This window comes from Clostridium celatum, from assembly GCF_021412605.1.
Classification (GTDB): domain Bacteria; phylum Bacillota; class Clostridia; order Clostridiales; family Clostridiaceae; genus Clostridium; species Clostridium celatum.
Window position 1 is genome coordinate 1 of record NZ_JAJKGM010000033.1, and the last position, 20,090, is coordinate 20,090.

Annotated in this window: 20 protein-coding genes; 3 read left to right on the forward strand and 17 right to left on the reverse strand. The window is 27.2% G+C overall.

From position 1 onward, the window contains the following. Positions 1-108: 108 nt before the first annotated feature. From LPC13_RS12520 to LPC13_RS12530, 3 genes are all read right to left on the reverse strand, one after another. Positions 109-339 (reverse strand): hypothetical protein, encoded by a 231-nt coding sequence (locus tag LPC13_RS12520; RefSeq protein ID WP_234088840.1) that lies wholly within the window; start codon positions 337-339, stop codon positions 109-111. 42 nt (positions 340-381) lie between these two features. Further along, a complete protein-coding gene (locus LPC13_RS12525) occupies positions 382-1,347 on the reverse strand; it encodes a tyrosine-type recombinase/integrase (RefSeq protein WP_234088841.1) in 966 nt (321 codons plus the stop codon). Between the two features lie 68 nt (positions 1,348-1,415). After that, complete coding sequence (locus LPC13_RS12530; RefSeq protein WP_234088842.1) at positions 1,416-3,413, reverse strand: ATP-dependent helicase; 1,998 nt, start codon at positions 3,411-3,413, stop codon at positions 1,416-1,418. 121 nt (positions 3,414-3,534) lie between these two features. On the opposite strand from LPC13_RS12530, the gene LPC13_RS12535 reads away from it, so the two are divergent. Then, on the forward strand, positions 3,535-5,001 hold the full coding sequence (locus LPC13_RS12535) for a nicotinate phosphoribosyltransferase (protein ID WP_005213880.1): 1,467 nt from the start codon (positions 3,535-3,537) through the stop codon (positions 4,999-5,001). Between the two features lie 115 nt (positions 5,002-5,116). On the opposite strand, the gene LPC13_RS12540 is transcribed toward LPC13_RS12535, so the two are convergent. Both LPC13_RS12540 and LPC13_RS12545 read right to left on the reverse strand, forming a co-directional pair. Next, entirely contained in the window at positions 5,117-5,335 is a 219-nt protein-coding gene (locus LPC13_RS12540; protein WP_040419619.1) for a hypothetical protein, read from the reverse strand. 188 nt (positions 5,336-5,523) lie between these two features. Further along, positions 5,524-5,856 carry a hypothetical protein gene (locus LPC13_RS12545; RefSeq protein WP_005213878.1) on the reverse strand — a complete coding sequence of 111 codons (333 nt, stop codon included), beginning with the start codon at positions 5,854-5,856 and terminating at the stop codon, positions 5,524-5,526. A 232-nt stretch (positions 5,857-6,088) separates the two neighbouring features. Between LPC13_RS12545 and LPC13_RS12550 the strand changes: the two genes are divergently transcribed. Then, complete coding sequence (locus tag LPC13_RS12550; RefSeq protein ID WP_005213877.1) at positions 6,089-6,493, forward strand: Fur family transcriptional regulator; 405 nt, start codon at positions 6,089-6,091, stop codon at positions 6,491-6,493. Between the two features lie 78 nt (positions 6,494-6,571). Next, positions 6,572-7,492 carry a hypothetical protein gene (locus LPC13_RS12555; RefSeq protein WP_005213876.1) on the forward strand — a complete coding sequence of 307 codons (921 nt, stop codon included), beginning with the start codon at positions 6,572-6,574 and terminating at the stop codon, positions 7,490-7,492. A 162-nt stretch (positions 7,493-7,654) separates the two neighbouring features. Here the strand turns inward: LPC13_RS12555 and LPC13_RS12560 are convergent, their stop codons facing one another. From LPC13_RS12560 to LPC13_RS12615, 12 genes are all read right to left on the reverse strand, one after another. Further along, on the reverse strand, positions 7,655-8,152 hold the full coding sequence (locus tag LPC13_RS12560) for a hypothetical protein (RefSeq protein WP_005213875.1): 498 nt from the start codon (positions 8,150-8,152) through the stop codon (positions 7,655-7,657). A gap of 112 nt (positions 8,153-8,264) precedes the next feature. Beyond that, the gene (locus LPC13_RS12565) at positions 8,265-8,564 is read right to left on the reverse strand and encodes a hypothetical protein (protein ID WP_005213874.1); all 300 of its coding nucleotides are present in this window, start codon (positions 8,562-8,564) and stop codon (positions 8,265-8,267) included. 24 nt (positions 8,565-8,588) lie between these two features. Next, entirely contained in the window at positions 8,589-8,972 is a 384-nt protein-coding gene (locus LPC13_RS12570) for a hypothetical protein (RefSeq protein ID WP_005213873.1), read from the reverse strand. A gap of 150 nt (positions 8,973-9,122) precedes the next feature. After that, positions 9,123-9,743, reverse strand: a complete 621-nt coding sequence (gene yihA / locus LPC13_RS12575) for a ribosome biogenesis GTP-binding protein YihA/YsxC (protein ID WP_005213872.1) — start codon at positions 9,741-9,743, stop codon at positions 9,123-9,125. Beyond that, the gene (lon, locus tag LPC13_RS12580; protein ID WP_005213871.1) at positions 9,733-12,060 is read right to left on the reverse strand and encodes an endopeptidase La; all 2,328 of its coding nucleotides are present in this window, start codon (positions 12,058-12,060) and stop codon (positions 9,733-9,735) included. The genes yihA and lon overlap by 11 nt, the downstream gene beginning before the upstream one ends. A gap of 267 nt (positions 12,061-12,327) precedes the next feature. Further along, a complete protein-coding gene (gene lonB, locus LPC13_RS12585) occupies positions 12,328-13,977 on the reverse strand; it encodes an ATP-dependent protease LonB (protein WP_234088843.1) in 1,650 nt (549 codons plus the stop codon). Positions 13,978-14,142: 165 nt separating this feature from the next. Continuing rightward, complete coding sequence (clpX, locus tag LPC13_RS12590) at positions 14,143-15,441, reverse strand: ATP-dependent Clp protease ATP-binding subunit ClpX (protein ID WP_005213869.1); 1,299 nt, start codon at positions 15,439-15,441, stop codon at positions 14,143-14,145. Between the two features lie 38 nt (positions 15,442-15,479). Further along, the gene (gene clpP / locus LPC13_RS12595; RefSeq protein ID WP_005213868.1) at positions 15,480-16,085 is read right to left on the reverse strand and encodes an ATP-dependent Clp endopeptidase proteolytic subunit ClpP; all 606 of its coding nucleotides are present in this window, start codon (positions 16,083-16,085) and stop codon (positions 15,480-15,482) included. A gap of 153 nt (positions 16,086-16,238) precedes the next feature. Next, entirely contained in the window at positions 16,239-17,522 is a 1,284-nt protein-coding gene (tig, locus tag LPC13_RS12600) for a trigger factor (RefSeq protein WP_005213867.1), read from the reverse strand. 295 nt (positions 17,523-17,817) lie between these two features. Next, complete coding sequence (locus tag LPC13_RS12605) at positions 17,818-18,057, reverse strand: hypothetical protein (RefSeq protein ID WP_040419618.1); 240 nt, start codon at positions 18,055-18,057, stop codon at positions 17,818-17,820. A gap of 142 nt (positions 18,058-18,199) precedes the next feature. Then, complete coding sequence (locus LPC13_RS12610) at positions 18,200-18,436, reverse strand: hypothetical protein (RefSeq protein ID WP_005213865.1); 237 nt, start codon at positions 18,434-18,436, stop codon at positions 18,200-18,202. 377 nt (positions 18,437-18,813) lie between these two features. Beyond that, positions 18,814-20,088 (reverse strand): TcaA 3rd/4th domain-containing protein, encoded by a 1,275-nt coding sequence (locus LPC13_RS12615; protein ID WP_005213864.1) that lies wholly within the window; start codon positions 20,086-20,088, stop codon positions 18,814-18,816. Positions 20,089-20,090 lie beyond the last annotated feature (2 nt).

The following is a 20,090-nucleotide window of genomic DNA, read 5'->3' on the forward strand; positions in this document are numbered from 1 at the left end:
CACTTGAATATAGGAGTCATACCTTAGCATCATAATTTTTTATTATTTACCCTGTCTACTTGACGGGGGGCAGTTCATATTAAATAACTGATACGACCTTTTACTATTTTACATATTTATAGATTTAGGTTCAATAAAGATATATTTATCTAATGCAGCTATACCTGCTGCAGTTATATAAAATATTATATTAGGTTCTTCTTCTGTTCCACCTTCATATGCCTTTAAGAAATGTATAGATAAATCATGATCTTTCTCTAATAATTCATATACATTACTAACTACTTGGTTATGATATAATCCATTTTGCTTAGAATAATCTCTACTGGTTATTAACATATATATCCCTCTTTTCTTAAATTAATTATCATTTCCTTTTATTCATCTATTATGTTTATTTTTATCAATCTTTAATTTATTATTCTTTTTGCTCAATATATCTAAGGGATTATATTTCAATAAATCATCTTTAAACTCTAATGGTAACAAATTAACATATCTTTCTGTAGTTTTAATATTGCTATGACCTAATATAATCTTCAATCTATATATATCACCGCCACTTTTAATAAATAAAGTTGCAAATGTATTTCTAAATGTATTAACACCATGCATCTTAACTTTACGTTGTTCAAAATACTTCGTTATATTTTGATGTAAAGTGTCATATGGCATCTTCTGACCATTAAGCTTAGGAAATAATAAATCTTCTGCTTGTAATCCTAAAACTTCAATATATTCGCTTAATACTCCTTTTAATGTATTAGACATAGGAACATTTATCTGCCTCTTGGTTTTCATATGTCTAAATAATATACTATCATTAATAAAATCTATATCCCCTACATGGATATTCAATAATGTTTCAGCTCTACATCCAGTACCTAGCAAAAAGTTAACTGTTGCCCATCCTTTATAATCTCCAACTAAACATGTTTTCATATTAGGTTTCTTTAGTAGCTTATTTAATTCCTCTTCCGTATAAACCTTCTTCTTCTCCAATTGAACTGTAGGTATTTTCACTTCAAACTCCTCAAGAAAGTTGTTATTGAAACAGTATCTCAAAAATGCTTTTAACTTAATTATAAATGTTTGATAGTAATTTCCCTTATATCCATTGGCTCTCATAAAAGCTATATGATTATTTATCTTTTCTTGAGTGAGATACTTAATATCATCTTCTAAATCAACAACCTTTGATAATTCATATTTATAGAACCTTTCTTTGCTGTTTATAGTCGCCTCACGCTGTCCTATAGCTTTACAATATAAAATATACCTTTTATGTATCTCTGTCACTGTAATAGCCTCTCTGGCTCTTATTTTACTTAATTTCATTCTAACCATTTCTAAAAAAATCACTCCATTCATCTAACGTATTTTTGTACTGTATAATGAATGGAGTAGTTTAAGCTTTATTTTATTAAAATTATTAAATTATTTTCCATTAATACTCTTAATGAAAAACTTCTATCTATATCATCTTTAAACTCTAATGTTATTCTATCTCCATCTATTGACTTTACTTTTGCATTACCATATTGTCTGTGATATAAAGCATCACCTTTTTTAATTCCATAATCCGCAGAATTACTTTCTTCTTCTAATCCACTCTCTAAAACAAATCTAGATACATGACTAAACTTACCTCTAATAGTTTTAGGTGAAAATACATAAAGATTTTTAATAGCTCTTGTAATGGCAACGTAGAAAAGTCTTCTTTCCTCTTCTAAATTCTCTTCTATTGATGATTTATGAGGAATTGTTTCTTCTACACAGTTAATAATAAATACATTTTTAAACTCCATTCCCTTTACACCATGTATTGTACTTAAAACGACTCCATCCGATACAACTTTACTCTTTTCTATTTCATCTTTTACATTTTCAACATGAATCAAAAATTCATTTATAGTTTTAAATCCATCAATGGCACCTTTAAATTCTTCAACTATATCCTCTAAATCACTAAAACTCTGATTAAACTTACTTGCATATTCCCTTAAGTAATCTATATATCCTAAAGTCGAAATTATACATTGCACTGCACTACCTAATGATACTTTATTTAAATAAATTATATCCCTTTTTAAATCATCTAATTTCTTAGCTTGAAATGGTGGTATATCCTTTTTAGTAATTAATATATCAAAACAATTTCTTTCTTCTAAATATGTTTTTACATAACTTATATTATTTTTACTAACATATCTAAATGGTTTATTAATTATTGAAACAAAAGCATCTCTATCACACATATTAATTGATAATTTTAAATAATTAATAATATCCTTACATATAAAGTGTTCAAAAAAGTTATATCCCTTATCTAATAATACAAATGGTATCTTTCTTCTTGAAAAGACATCTATAATACATCTAGCTTCCATATTAGTTCTATATAATACTGCATTATTTTTAAAGTCTTCATTGCTAAAAGATTTTATTATACTTGCTATTTCTTCTCCTTGAATATTTTCATTGTACGGTTTTATCAGTTTAATTATCCCATTCTGTTTATTAAATGCTATTATTTCTTTATTATTTCTACCTTTATTATATGCTATTATATTTTTAGATATTTCAATTATATTTTTCTTACTTCTATAATTAATAGATAAATAAACCTTCTTTCCATCTTTAAATACCTTCTCAAAGTCTACCATATACTCTGGTTTAGATCCTCTAAATGAATATATACACTGATCTTCATCTCCTACTGCAAAAAGTTCATTTTTCTCTCCATTCATCATTTTCAAAAACTCAACTTGAAGTTCATCACAATCTTGAAATTCATCAACTAATATATATTTAAATAATCTCTTATATCTCTCTAGTAATTCATTATTATTTTTAAATAAATACAAGGTTCTAACTGATAAATCATCAAAATCCCAAAGCTTTTCCCTTTCCTTATAGGTTTCATATTGTTCATAACAAGCCTTGAATATTTCTATAGAAGTTGATGGCTTAAAATTCTCCAAGTTTCCTAAAGATGTTTTGTATAACGATATATTATTTAATACCTCTCTTACTCTATCATCATTTACATCATCAAAATATTTTGATAACACGCCCTTAATTATTCCATGGCTTTTATTAGAATCTATTATTTTTATTTCATGTCCCTCTCTTAATAAAATCTTATAAAATAATCCATGAAATGTTCCAAAAAAAGGTGCATCTTCTTTATTAAATATATTTTTATATCTTAATTTCATATTTTCTGCTGCTGCTCTTGTAAAAGTTATCACTATAATATTAAAAGCTTTTACACCTCTATTTTCTATTAAATTATTCACTCTATTTATTATTACTGTAGTTTTTCCTGAACCTGGTGCTGCAACTACTAAGACATTTTTATCATTTATATTTACAGCTTTTTCTTGAAATTTATCTAATTGTATTTTCATACTAACTCCTTTTTTCCTTCGATACTTTTAATTATTACCTATAATATAAATAACTATATTGTAATAATTTATATATAGTTGTACAATATCTTTAGGTATTTTTCAATATAAGGAGATTAAAATGGAAACTTTAATGAGATTCGATGTTACTAACGAGAGAAATCTTACTATGCTTGTGGATTTCTACGAATTAACAATGGCAAATGGATATTTTAATAAAGGTGTACAAGATAGAATAGCCTATTTTGATATGTATTTTAGAAGGGTTCCAGATGGCGGTGGATACTGTATAATGGCTGGTGTTGACCAACTTATACAATATTTAAACAATCTAACCTTTACTGATTCTGATATTAAATATTTAGAAAGTAAAAATTTATTTTCTGAAGAATTTTTAAATTACTTAAGAAACTTTAAGTTTTCTTGTGATGTTTGGGCAATTCCTGAAGGTAATCCTGTTTTCCCAAATCAACCTTTAGTTACAGTGAGAGGACCTGTGGTACAAGCTCAATTTATCGAAACAATGATTCTTCTAACTATTAACCACCAAACTTTAATAGCAACTAAAGCAAATAGAATTTGTAGAGCGGCTGATGGTAGAACTGTCATGGAATTTGGTTCTAGACGTGCTCAAGGATATGATGGTGCTATTTATGGTGCAAGAGCTTCTATAATAGGTGGATGTGATTCAACTGCTTGTACTATAGCTGATAAATACTTCAATGTTCCTGCAGTTGGTACAATGGCACATAGTTGGGTTCAGTTATTTGATACAGAATTTGAAGCCTTTAGTGCATGGGCTGAAACTTACCCAGATAATTGTTCTTTGCTTATAGATACTTATAATGTGTTGAAATCTGGTTTACCTAATGCTATTAAAGTATTTGATGAAATCCTAAAACCTCTTGGTAAGAGACCTAAAGGAATTAGAATTGATTCCGGTGATATTACCTATTTAACTAAAAAATGCAGAAAAATTTTAGATGCTGCTGGTTATGAAGATTGTAAAATTATAGTTTCTAATTCTTTAGATGAACATATAATTAGAGATGTATTATCTCAAGGTGCATGTATTGATTCTTTTGGAGTTGGTGAGAGACTTATAACTGCAAAATCAGAACCTGTTTTCGGTGGTGTATATAAATTAGTTGCTGTTGAAAAAGATTCAACTATAATTCCAAAAATAAAAATTAGTGAAAATAGCGAGAAAATAACTAACCCTGGTTTTAAAAAGATTTATAGATTATTTGATAAAGATACTGATATTGCAATTGCTGATATAATTGCTTTAAATGACGAAATTATAGATGAAAATTCAGAACTAGAAATATTTGACCCAGTTCATACTTGGAAAAGAAAGAAAATTAATAATTTTTATGTAAAAGACTTACTTGTAAAAATATTTGAAAATGGAAAACAAGTTTACTCATCTCCATCAGTTTTAGAAATTAAAGAATTTTCTAAAAAGGAAACATCTAAACTTTGGCCTGAAATATTAAGATTTGAAAATCCACATACTTATTATGTAGATTTATCGCCAAACCTTTGGAATTTAAAACAAGAATTACTTATAAAACAATCTAAATAGAAAATAAGGATGAAACTTCAAGTTTCATCCTTATTTTTTTATTTAATCTTTGCTTATAAAGCTTATATCATTCTAATTTTATCTTATAATGTATTAACAAAATAATACTATTTTTCTATCTATATTTGCCATAAGATGATATCATATAATCTAAATTTTCATCTTTTGAATATGCAAATTCTTCGTCTATTACATCCTTAAATACTATTTTTTCAGTTAATAAATGTTCAATAAATGGACATGTTTCATTATTATTTTTTATCGGATTCATTGGACATTCTTTATTACAACTTATATTTTCTTTTTTACTTGACCAAAAAGGACATTTACTCATAACCCACAACCCCCACACACCGTTTGTAAACGAATTACAAGGTAATTATATACCATTTTATATAAAAAATAAACCTTTTATTTATTTTTTATACATTATATTAATAATATACCATATTTATTATATAAATCAACATTTTTCCTTATTTAATATACAAAAAGCCTCCCTTTTACAGGAAGCTTTCTTTATTATATTCTTTTAAGTGCTGTATTCTTAGCAACTGAAATATTTATTATTTCATTTTGGAATGCTTTTAATAAAGCTTTTTCTAAAACTTTTTCTTGATCAAAATTTTCTATATCTCTACATTCTGCAAATACTTTATTAAGTTCTCCATCTACATTTGTATAAGTTAATGTAACATAAGGCTTATCGTATTCTACTTTTTCAATTTTTAATCCCCAAGAAATTTGAGCATAATCTCCATCTACTGATAGACATGTAAGTTTCTTTAATTTTTCACTTTGTTCTGTTGGATCATTAATTATTAGTAATTCATCGCCTACTTTATATTTAGACATAAATAATCTCCTCCTTTTATTACTCGCTTCTATTACATTTTAATATTTTGTGTAACAAACCAAAGAAATATGTAGCATTTCTTATGATATTTCTATTTCAATTTAACATATTAAGTATATTTTTACAATAATAAATTTGACTAAATATTTTTATTATTTAATAAATATTATTGACAAATAATTGTATTTAGAAATATAATATAATTAAATTATTATAGGAAGGTGTCTATATATGGATGATATCATTTTAACGTTTAAAGAAAAAAAACTTAAATTAACCCCTCAAAGACTTGCTGTTTATCAATATTTAAAGGGAACTTTAGAACATCCTTCAGCAGAAACAATTTATAAAGCTCTACAACCTAACTATCCAACTATGAGCTTAGCTACAGTTTATAAAACTCTAAAAACTCTAGTAGAAATAGGCTTAGTTCAAGAATTAAATGTTGGAGAAGGTAATTTTAGATATGATGCAAATTATCATGAACACGCTCATGTTCAATGTGTAAATTGTGGCAAAGTTGAAGATATAGATTTTATAGATTTTTCATCTTTAAATAATTTAGTAGAAGAAAAAACAAATTATAAAATTAAATTTAATAAATTATTCTTTTATGGAGAATGTAATGAATGTTAGTAGATTTTATCTGCTAACATTTTTTTATTTTTAGTATTTATAACAAACTATTTACATATATTAGACTGAGGTGATATTATGTCCAAATTTATGGTTTTGAAAAATAATACAATTTTAATAATATCTATAGCTATTATCTTTATTTTAATTAATATCTTTTTTTTATTTAAGTTTAAATCTACTTCTACATTTTCCCATTTTGAAACTGTACATAATAAAGTAGAATTTGATTTTGATGGAGATGGTAACGCTGATACCCTAAACGTAATTTCTAACAACTCCACTTATTCATTAAACTTTAAAAGTTCAAAACTTGATATACTATTAAAAAGCAAAAAAAATGATTATTCTCTACTTGATGTTTCACCTTATTGTAATATTAAAATTCAAACAGCTCATTTAAGTAGAAGTAATATCCCAGAAGTAATTATCATGGGAATTAAAAATAATATTCCTACAACATATATTTTTAAATGGAATGGATATGATTTTGAGGAAATATTAATGTCAAATAAAAACATATTTGGAATACTTGATTATAATAATTCTAGAACACCTAAAATATTAGACACTCTATCCGATAAAGGAAATGAAAGTACTAGTGGATATATTTTAAACAATAATACATTAAAAAATATAAATTTTTCTTCTCCCTCAATCCCTTCCCTGGGCGAAATTCAAATTCTTATAGATTTGATACAAGCTGAATATGAACTTAGTGAAACACCAGATATATTTAGCTCCTTTATTTCTAGTGAAGAACTTTCATTACTTTGGAAGTTGGATAAAGAAACTTTTCACTATACTTTCATTAATGGCTATTTTTTCGATTCAACTTGGGATGAAGAAGGGTATCCAACCACAATTTATTGGATACTATCCTTTAAAAAATCTACTTATACAAATCCAGATAATAAAAATAGTGAAATTATAATTTCAGCTAAAGTAGTTCTAGATGAACTAGGAGAGTTTAAAATTTCATCATTAAAAAAAATTTAATTATTTATATATTTAAAAATTAAAAGGTCGCATTATAAATGCGACCTAAAAGGGGGATGGGGGGGTTTAGCTTTCATGAAGATTTCTCTTCATATGCTATAGGAGAATACTTCTCCGGTACATTAATATTATTTACAGTTCCATTTTTTTTATACATAATAATTAATCATCAAAAACTCCATTATTATATGAGTCAATTACCTTATCTATAAAAATTGCTTTATCTCCTGTTACAATGCTTCTAATGGCCTTCAACATTTGTATGTTTTCATCATTTCTTATTGGATTATTTACTTCACTTCTTACTGAGCTATCTCTATCATCTTCCATATCACTATTATTTTCTTCACTATTTTTACTCATATTGCTATTATTTCTTTGATCCATATTTCCCATCATATTTTGTAAATTTCCTAAATTGAAATTATTAAAATCAAATCCTTGTGTGTTCATTGACTGTAACATGCTATTAATTTGGTTCATATCAATATTACCAAGCATACTCAATAACTGATTTGGATTTATACCAAATGGATTATTAAACTGTTGTCTATTGTTCATATTATTCATATTATTATTTACATTATTATTCATAGAACTTCTATTATCACTATTAATTTCTCTTCTAGTATTCCTATTTTTATGTTTCCGCTTTGACATTTACTCTCCTCCTATTACAAACTGCCTTACTCCATTATATGTAATTAATTTATATATGTTATAAAAAAGGGCATTTTTTTGGAGGGTTTAACAAAACCCTCCATCCTCTTAACTAGCAGCAGCAGTTACTTTCACAGCAGCAATTGTTTCCTCCGTAGTTACCTCCAAATAGGTTTCCGTAGGATCCACCACATAGTAAGAATAATAAGATAATTAAATATGAGCAATTGTTGTTAAGAATGCCTGAGCCACAAGCTATAAGCAAGAATATAATTGGTGCAACACAATTATTTAAACCACCAAATACATTACCACATCCACCAACATTGTTTTGATTACAACAACATGGTTCACAACATGGTTGACAGCATGGTTGACAGCAACAATTCTTTTTATCTCTCTTCTTTGACATAGTTATTTATCCTCCTTCCTACCTCTAATATAATCCACCACAAGCTCCATCGAAGCCTGTGCCGTATCCAAATCCATTACCAACTCCATTACATCCATTGCATCCATTACATAAGAATAAGATAACTAGTAAGAATAAATATCCTCCACCACAATTACCTAATCCACCAAATAAGCCACCTTGTCCATAGCCACCACCGCAGCCACAACTATTTTGTGCACATCCATAGCCTGTATTTCCACCACATGCACCTGCATTAGAATAGAAAAGAATTAATAATATCCATATCCAGCTTCCAAATCCACAGCCATTAACACCACAGTTTCCTACCATTCCACCTGGATTTACTGGAGGATAATCTGGACATTCACATGAGTTTAATCCATCAATGATATCATTCATTTGCATACTATATTCCTCCTAAGGATCAGATTTTATTTTTTTGTTTTTATACTATATACTATTCCGTATTATATTATTTGACACAATTTTCATCGATTCAAATTTACTAAATTTTATTTTTTATAAAATAAAAAGCTACCAAACGGTAGCTTTTTACTATTCAACATTATCCATTTCTTCTCTAATAGCTTCTTCTGATAAATCTGCAAATATATTATCTATTAATTCATCTTTTCCTTTTTTATTTAAAGATGAGAAGAAGTAAAACTTATCTGTATTTCCAAGCCCTAAAGTTTCCTTTATTAACTTTCTGCTCTTTCCTAATTCATTATTGGATAACTTATCACTTTTAGTAGCAATTACAATACAATCATAATCATAATGCTTAATCCACTCATACATCATTATATCATCAGCTGTTGGCTTATGTCTTGAATCAACTAAAAGTATAACTCTTTTTAATTCGTCTCTATCTGTAAGGTATGTCTCTATAGTCTTACCCCAACTTTCCTTTTCTTTCTTAGATACCTTAGCATAACCATATCCAGGTAAATCCACTAAGTAGAAATCATCATTTATTAAAAAGAAATTAATAAGTCTAGTCTTACCAGGCGTTTGAGAAACCTTAGCAAGCTTTCTTCTATTTGTTAAAGCGTTTATTATAGAACTTTTACCAACGTTAGATCTACCAACAAAGGCAATTTCATTTCTACCATCTATAGGATACTGATTCCTTTTTACAGCAGATATAATAAACTCCGATTTTTTAATTATCACTATACTCAACTCCAATTAATGCTTCTTCTAATACCTCTTCAACATGGCTTGCAAATATTAAATTTAACTTACCTTTTATTGAGGCTGGTATTTCATCTACATTTTTTTTATTTTCTTTAGGTAAAATAATTGTATCAATTCCTATTCTATGAGCAGCTAAACATTTTTCTTTAACTCCTCCAATTGCTAGAACTCTTCCTGTTAATGTAACTTCTCCAGTCATTGCAATATTTCCCTTAACTTTTCTTTTAGCTAAAGCTGAAACTAGTGCAGTAACTAACGTTACACCTGCAGATGGTCCATCCTTTGGTACAGCCCCTTCAGGAACATGTATATGAATATCATTTTTCTTATAAAAATCTTCAGGAATACTATATTTTTTAGCATTAGCTCTTACATAACTATATGCAGTTTTAGCTGATTCTTGCATTACAGCTCCAAGCTGACCTGTTAATTCTAGTTTTCCATTTCCTTTCATAACAGCTACCTCTACTGGAAGTGTATCTCCTCCATACGCTGTCCATGCAAGTCCAGTAACAACACCAATTTTATCTTCCATTTCTGATTTTTCAAACTCAAAAACTACTGGTCCTAAATATTTCTCTAATCTATTAGCAGTTATAGTTATACTATCTTTTTTAGATTTAACAAGTTCTGTTATAGCTTTTCTTATAACCTTATTAATTTGGCGATTTAATCCTCTAACTCCTGATTCTCTAGTATATCCATTAACAATTTCCTTAATAGCATTATCAGAAATTTTAATTTTATCTTCAGCTATATTTAATTCTTTTAATGCTCTTTTTATTAGATGATTCTTAGCTATATTAAACTTCTCTTCATAAGTATATCCACTTACTTCTATAACTTCCATTCTATCTAATAAAGGTCTTGGTATTGTATCTAAAGAATTAGCTGTAGTAACAAATAAAACATTAGATAAATCTAAATCTACTTCTAAAAAAGTATCTCTGAATGCTTTATTTTGTTTCTCATCTAAAACCTCAAGTAATGCATCTGCAGGACTTCCTTTGTAATCTTGACTTAATTTATCTATTTCATCAAGTAATATTAAAGGATTATTTACTTTAGCTTCTTTTAAAGCATATACAATTCTTCCTGGTATTGCTCCTACATAAGTTCTTCTATGTCCTCTTATTTCCGCTTCATCTTTTATTCCCCCTAAAGAAATTCTTACAAATTTTCTATTAAGAGAGTTTGCTAAGGAATTTGCAATGGAACTCTTTCCAACTCCAGGAGGCCCAACTAAACAAAGTATAGGTCCTTTTAATGTTTTAGTATATTGCTTAACAGCTAAATATTCTAAAATTCTAGTCTTCACTTCATCTAATCCATAGTGTTCTTCATCTAACATTTGAGAAGCTTTCTCTATATCAAAAGAATCCTTAGTTGCCTTACCCCAAGGCATTGCTAAAATCCAATCTAAATAATTTCTTATATTATTAGCTTCACCAGAACCAGAGGTTTTTAATCTATTTAATTCATTCTTAGCTTTTTCTTTTGCTTCTTTAGACATTTTTAATCTATCTATTTTTTCCTCATAGGCTTCGATTTCTTTTTTATCTTCATCTTCACCAAGCTCTTCTTGAATAACTTTTATTTGCTCCCTTAAAAAGTATTCCTTATTAGCCTTTTCAACCTTGTCCTTTACTTTTTCTCCTATAGACTTTTCAATAGTTATAACTTCAATTTCTTCATCAATAAAAGCAAGTAGTTTTTCTATTCTCTCATGAATATTAAGAGTTTCTAAAATTATTTGTTTTTTTGATTCTTCTAATTGTATATATGCAGCAATTAAATCGGTAATTTTACCTAAATTTTTCTCATGACTCATCATTTGAAGTACTTTACTATTGTCGCCTTCTGTTGCTTTAATATATGCTGAAAAAGCCTTCCCTAATTGATTTCTAAATGCAATATCCTCTGTGCTTTCTACTTCTTGTGAATCTTCTTCAACCTTTTTTATTAAAGCTTTCATATATTTATCATTTTCTACTACTTCTTCTAATGTAGCTCTTTCAACGCCTTCTACTAATACTCTAGTAACGTCTTTTGGTAGCTTTAATATTTGTTTTACTTTACATATAGTTCCTATAGAATAAATATCATCATATCCTGGTTCTTCAATCTCAGGATCTTTTTGTGCTACTAAAAATATTTTTCCACCTTGTAACATAACCTCTTCAAGAGCTTTTATAGACTTTTCTCTTCCAATATCAAAGTGTATTATCATATTGGGAAAAATAGTTATACCTCTTAGTGGAATCACAGGCATTTCAATTAAATTCTTATTCATTTTCCCCCTCCATTCAAATTTTCATTATACTACTTCTAACTTTTCTAGTATACACATAATATTTAACTTTTTCAACTTTTTAAGGCTCTATTTATTATAAAGTATAAAATATTAATATAGAACCTACTATGTATATCAATTTAATAACTAAACTCCCACTTAATTTAATTGCAATAAGGAAGGGTATTAAAGTAAATAAAATTTTGACGTCAAAGTATTTATTTTATTAGTTAACATTTTACTTCTATACACTTCCTTCAAATAATTTTATTTACTTTTTGCTGATAATATATCTCTTTTGCTATTTAAAATTTCCACACTAGATATATCTATTGCTTCTTTTATATGTTTTATAGGTATAATTCTAACACCTTCATATTCTAGAAATGCTTCATTCCAATTTGCTGCAGGTATAATAACTGTTGTTGCACCAGCCTTTTTAGCAGCTAATATTTTAGCATTAACTCCACCTATAGGATTAATATTTCCAAGCAAACTAATTTCTCCTGTAATAGCCACATCATTTTTTATAATGCTATTAGTTATGGCACTATATACAGCTATAGATATTGCTGCTCCTGCTGATGGACCATCAACAGGCATTCCACCTGGTATATTTATATGAATATCAAACTCATCACATTTCAAATTAAATACATTATTCAATACAGTTAAAACATTTTGAACAGATGAATATGCTGTACTTTTTCTTTTAACCTTCTTATTATTCATTGATATTTCTTCTTCCTCTATTATACCACTTATCTTTAACTCTCCTTTTCTTCCAACAATCTTTTTAGCTGTAGCTTCAATCTCCATAACCATTCCTATATTTGCTCCATATACTGCTAATCCATTTACAACTCCAATTTGTGGCTTTTCATTTATTTTCTTTTCTGGAATTTCTGTGTATTGACCATTTTCTATAACCCAATTAATATCTTCCTCTAATATTTTTTCTCTTTCTTCATTTATTGCTATTCCAGAGCATAATTGAACTAAATTAACAACTTCTCTTCCATTGTTACAATGTCTACTTATAATGTCTAGTCCTTTTTCTGAAACTTCAAGTCCTACTTTTTTAATTGAATTTTCTGCAATTTTTCTAATCTCATCTGTATTTAAAGCTCTAAAAAACACCTCTACGCATCGCGATCTAATAGCTGGAGCTATTTCCTCTGGACTTCTAGTTGTCGCTCCTATAAGTCTAAAATCAGCCGGTAAACCATTTTCAAATATTTCTCTAATAAACCCTGGCATATTAGGATCTTCAGAACTATAATATGAACTATCCAAAAACACCTTTCTATCCTCTAATACTTTAAGTAATTTATTCATTTCAATTGGATGTAGTTCTCCAATTTCATCAATAAACAATACTCCTCCATGTGCCTTAGTTACTGCTCCAGGTTTAGGTTGTGGTATTCCAGCAATACCAAATGCGCCTGCCCCTTGATATATTGGATCATGTACTGAACCTATAAGAGGATCTGCTATTCCTCTTTCATCAAATCTAATTGTAGTTGCATCTATTTCAATAAAATTTGCATCACTTCTAAAAGGAGATTTACTTTTCTTTTTTGCTACTTCTAGAACTAATCTTGCAGCTGCTGTTTTACCTATACCTGGCGGACCATATATTATAACATGTTGTGGATTAGGTCCACATATTGCTGCCTGTAGTGCTTTAATCCCTTCTTCTTGACCTATTATCTCTTCAAAATTACTTGGTCTACTTTTTTCTGTTAAAGGCTCTGTAAGGCTTATACTCCTCATTTTCAAAAGTTTTTCCATTTCTTTTTTATTTTCCTTATCTACAATTGTAGATTTCGCATGATTTGCTTTATTATTATTAAATAAATATATAATAAATAAAATCATCATTATTATTTGAAGAACAATTACTAGTTGATTCATACTTTTTTAATTTACATAAAAATTATGTAAATATTAACCTCCTTTACATTTTGTTATTTTAAGTATTAACACAACTTAGTAGTTATATTCTTATTTAACCTTTAAAATTTTACATATTTTTCTTTGTAAAATTATAAATAAAAAAAGAGGCTATTCAGCCTCTTTTTAAGCAGTTTCCATGCCCTTTTTCTTTTTAGTTTTTTTACTTTTAAGAAGCGGTCTACTTTCATTTTCCCCTAATCTTATAACCTCTGGGAAAGTCTTAGACTTAATAGCCTCTTCAGTTATAACAACTTTAGTAATTTGTTCATCTGAAGGAATTTCAAACATAATATCAATCATTATATCTTCAACTATAGCTCTTAATCCTCTAGCACCTGTTTTTCTTGCTATAGCTTCATCTGCAATAGCTTTTAATGCTTCTTCAGTAAATTCTAATTCAACATTATCTATTTCAAACAACTTTGAATATTGCTTTACTAAGGCATTTTTAGGTTGACTTAAAATATTAATTAGAGCATTTTGATCTAAAGACTCTAAAGAAACTACCATAGGTAATCTTCCAACAAACTCTGGAATTAATCCAAACTTCAATAAATCTTCTGGTAAAATATTTTTCAATACTTCTCCAACATCTTTCATTTCTTTAGATTGAATTTCAGCACCAAATCCCATTTGGCTTACTCTTGTTCTCTTTTGAATTATTTTTTCAATTCCATCAAAAGCACCACCACAAATAAATAATATATTAGAAGTATTTATTTGTATAAATTCTTGATGTGGATGCTTTCTTCCTCCTTGAGGAGGCACAGAAGCAGTTGTTCCTTCTAAAATCTTTAATAAAGCTTGTTGAACCCCTTCACCTGAAACATCTCTAGTTATTGATGGATTTTCAGATTTTCTAGCTATCTTATCAATTTCATCTATATAAATGATTCCTCTTTCAGCTTTTTCAACATCATAATCGGCATTTTGTATTAGTTTAAGTAAAATATTTTCAACATCTTCCCCAACATACCCTGCTTCAGTTAATGTTGTTGCATCTGCAATTGCAAATGGAACATTTAAAAATTTCGCTAAAGTTTGAGCTAAAAGTGTTTTACCTGAACCTGTAGGCCCTAAAAGTAATATATTACTTTTTTGAAGCTCAATATCATCATCTATTGTATTAGATTTAACTCTTTTATAATGATTATAAACTGCAACAGATAATGCTTTTTTTGCTCTATCTTGACCAATTACATATTGATCTAAATATGCCTTTATTTCTGATGGTTTTGGTAAAGTCGTTGTATCTAACTCTACATTATTTTCTTCAAATTCATCTTGAATTATATCTGAACATAAATCTATACACTCATCACAAATATATACACCTGGACCTGCAATCAATCTCTTTACTTGATCTTGATTTTTACCACAAAAAGAGCACTTTAATTGTTTTTTATCTTCAAATTTAGCCATAACCTCACCTCACTTTGGCATAAGCTTTGCCAAAAATACTACTTGTTATTAATTTTATTTCTCTTAATTACTTCATCAATTAAACCAATATTTAATGCTTCTTCCGCATCTAAGAAATTATCTCTTTCACACATTCCTACCATAGTTTCATAATCAACTTTACCATTTGTTGATTCTGCCATAATTCTAGTTAAGTTTTCTTTAATTTTTAATATTCTTTTTGCATGAATATCAATATCAGTTGCCTGACCTTGGAATCCACCCAAAGGTTGATGAATCATAATTTCACTATGTGGAAGTGCAAATCTTTTACCAGGAGCTCCTGCTGAAAGTAAAAATGCTCCCATAGATGCAGCCATACCTATACAAATAGTGCTTACATCACATTTTATATATTGCATAGTATCATAAATCGCCATCCCTGAAGTTATTGAACCACCTGGACTATTTATATAAAGATAAATATCCTTTTCTGGATCTTCACTTTCTAAGAATAATAATTGTGCTACTACTAAATTAGCTGTAACATCATTTACTTCTCCACTTAACATTATTATTCTATCTTTTAAAAGTCTTGAGAATATATCGTAAGACCTTTCTCCTCTTCCTGTTTGTTCTACAACATATGGTACATAATTGCTCATTTTATTTCCCTCCTTCTCTTATAAAACCCTTCATATAATAATATATCCAATTTATTATAAAGTAATTATAATAAAATTATATAAAATTTACTTTATTTTGTTAATAGAATATTTTAATAATTGCCAGAATTTCTTCTGGCAATTACAAATAAATTATTTATTATTTTCAAGTAAGAACTTCATTGTTTTGTTTGTAACAACGTCAGCCTTTAAAGCAGCTGCTTGACTTTGAAGTAAAAGATCTACCATCTTTTCATCTTCTTGTGCTGAGTACATTTTAGCAACTTCTTTAGCTTTTTCTCTTATTTCTTCTTCAGTAGCTTCAAATTTTTCAGCCTTTTCAATTGCTTCTAAAACTAAATCAACTTTAACTTTAGTTCTAGCATTTTCTCTCATATATTCTCTCATTTTATCTGCGTCAGTACCTGTGAATTGGAAGTATTGTTCTAAGCTTAATCCTTGATATTGTAATCTTTGTTCAAGATTCTTAACCATCTTATCTACTTCTTTTTCTACCATTACTGCTGGAACATCAACTTTAGCATTTCCTGCAACAGCAGTTATAACAGCTTCTTCGAATTCTCTTTCTGATCTAGTTTCATTAGCTGCTTCAAGTTTCTTAGTTATATCTTCTTTTAATTCAGCAAAAGTATCAAATTCTGATGTTTCTTTTGCAAATTCGTCATCTAATTCTGGTAACTCTTTAAATTTTACTTCTTTTATAGTAACTTCGAATTTAGCTGGTTTACCATTTAATTCTTCTTTACCATAGTTTTCTGGGAAAGTAACATTTACTTCTACAGTATCATTTACTTTAGCTCCTATTAATTGTTCTTCAAATGTATCAATGAAAGTCTTTGATCCGATTTCTAAAGAGTAATCAGTTCCTTCTCCACCTTGGAAAGCTTCTCCATCAACAAATCCTTTGAAGTCTATAACAGCAATGTTTCCATTTTCAACTGTTCCATCTTCTTTAGTTTCTATTCTTGCACCCTTTTCTTGCATTTCTTTAAGCTTCTTAGAAACTTCTTCTTCTGTAACTTCGTAAGTTTTCTTTTCTATTGATAATCCTGTATATGCTCCTAATTCAACTTCTGGATAAACAGTTACTTCGGCAGTATATACAAAATCTTTACCTTCTCCAACTTCAACAACATCTACCTTTGGATAATCTACTGGTATTATGTTATTTTCTTCTAATACTTTTCCATATGATCCTTCAATAGCAAAATTTATTGCATCTTCTAAAAGAACTTCAATTCCATAATATTTTTTTACCATATTCATTGGCACTTTACCTTTTCTGAATCCTGGTACGTTGAAATGTTTAACATTTTTCTTATATGCTCTTGTTAAAGCTTCGTTAAATTTTTCTGCTTCAACCTTTACTTCAAATTTAACAACATTTACATCAATTTTTTCCATTTTAGCTTCCATTGTATATTCCTCCTAGAAATAGTATGTCTTATTTACTTAATACAACTAGCTTATTATAACACATTTAAACTAATTTTTACAAATGTTTGTTCAAAAAATCTCTTTTCTAGCAAATAATTTTAAAAAATTATATTTTTGCTTATTAATAATCGAACACTCTACTAATTTTAAGCCAATCATTTAAATAATATCCACTTGTATATATATTAAACATAACTATTTATTTTATTATATATATTTTTTATTAATTTTTAATTTCATTTTTTAATAAAGTATAATATATTACTTAATACTACTAAATTTGATAATGCTTATAAAAGATAATATCCTCAATATTATGTATATTCATACTTACACTTTGTTTATCTACAAACTTCTCAATAAGAGATTTAATATATCCAGTGTTAAATTTAAAAAATATTACCAAACCTACTATGATTGCAAATAAAATAATCCCTATTAAACAATTTATTCTTTTACGTCTTTTTCTCATAAGCCTTTCATAATCTCTACTAAATATACTAGGCTTAGCCATTTTATACCTCCTAACTTGTATAAAAATTTCCATGTAATAAATTTACCACAAACTCTTAAATAAAGAAACATTTTTTTACTTTTTATACTTTTATTTTCATTTTTGTCTCAAGAAATTTTTACCACATCATCTTTCGACAAAGCTATTTTTTTCTACAACAACATTTTGTTTTACTATTTTCAGTCTTATTTTCAAAACATATTCCACTATTTTTTGTTTGGCAACATTTCTGAAAACCATTTGATTGCTTATTACAACAACCTTTCTTACAAGTATTTATACCTAATTCCTGCATTTCCTCTGTAGTTAATTTAGCTTCATTTCTTGAATAAGACTCATATTCTGGTGTATCTTTCAATATATTTTTTATATTTTTCATCAAATTACTCCTTCATTTTCATATCTTTTATATGTTTTTATTATTAATTCTATCATAATAAAATAAAAAAAATATTTTTTTTATTTTTTTTGTAAAATTTGTTTGCTTTTATTTTAAAATACTGTATAATATTTATATAGCAAATATTATTAAATTAAATATATTTATTAAACATTGCCCATACCGCTCTATAATTTTATTATAGAGTTTTTATAAAACCCCACACAATCACTTATTCCCTTTCTTAAGTGATTGTAATCCCTTAAACCTGCACTAAAGTGCAGGTTTTTTATTTTGTACAAGTTTTTATTCCTTTTATTAGCTTAACAAAAAAAGTTGTGCAACTATTTATTTGCAACAACTTTTTTACTTTAAAATTAATCTAAAACCTCAATTTTTTGAATATCATATACGTAAAAGCCTTCATTATTATTGTATTCTAATGAAAGTAAAAATACTCCATTATTAGCTGTCTTTAAAAATGGAAATAATTTTTTATATATACTATAACTAATATTTGTTACTAAACTTGCTCTATATTTATTATCTTCATATTTAAAATCACTTTTTTCTATTTCTACATTTAAATCCGTTATCTCATAATTATTAGAAAATAGTAACGCCTTTTCATTTATATATTCATACATCTTATTTTTTGCATCTTCTGTAGCATTGGAAATTAATTCACTATTTCTTTCATTAAGAGCTTGAAATGAGCTATCATAAAAACTATATACACTTTTATTTACTTCATCAGTTAACTTATCATTTACCATATTAATATCAAGTTTAATATAGTTTTCATTTTTTATATTAACACTTTCACTTTTTAAACTTCCCCACGGAAATTCTCTTTCTATATAAATGCTTACATTTTTATTTTCAGGTATAGGTCCAAAGTTTTTAATATCATTAACCTTCTTTAAAGTATCCTTGTTATTAATAAAAACTTTAGCATCATCAAAATTAGAATATAATGTTATAAAAATTGCTGGTACATTAATATTAACTTTACCATCATCCATTGCTGTAAAGTTAACAGTTTCATTTATATTTCCATAATCAGTTTTTAACTCATAGCTACATTCATACTTTCCTGGAATTAGATCTATTGTTATATTGTCTTCTATAACTTTTTTAATACCATCTATATTAAGTTCTATTCCCTTAACATCTGTTTGAAAAGTAATAGCTACTGTTTCTAAATCTATGTAGTATTCTTCTTTTAAAAAACCGCTTTTACTTTCAATATAAAATTTATTTGAATTATTATTGGCTTTTAGTTCATTAATAACACTGTCTATATCTTCTTCATTATCTCTATAATATTTTATTATTGGCTCTAATTCTTCTACTTTTGCTTTTTTATCATTTATCCTTATAATATTTGAAAGAGTCTTATAATTTTCTTCAATTAACCCTTTCCTAAAGCTTTCTAATATACTTTCCTTACTTTTATAAGAAAACTTAGGAACTAGTAATATGCCTAATATTAATATAAATATAATTATACCTATCTCAAACTTTCTTTTAAGAATGACTTTTTTTATTCCTATATCTTTCAAATTAAGCAAATCATATTTTAACATTTTTAAATAACTAAAATTTTTTTTTCTTATATCAATTATTTTAGCTTTTAAGTTATTTTTCATAT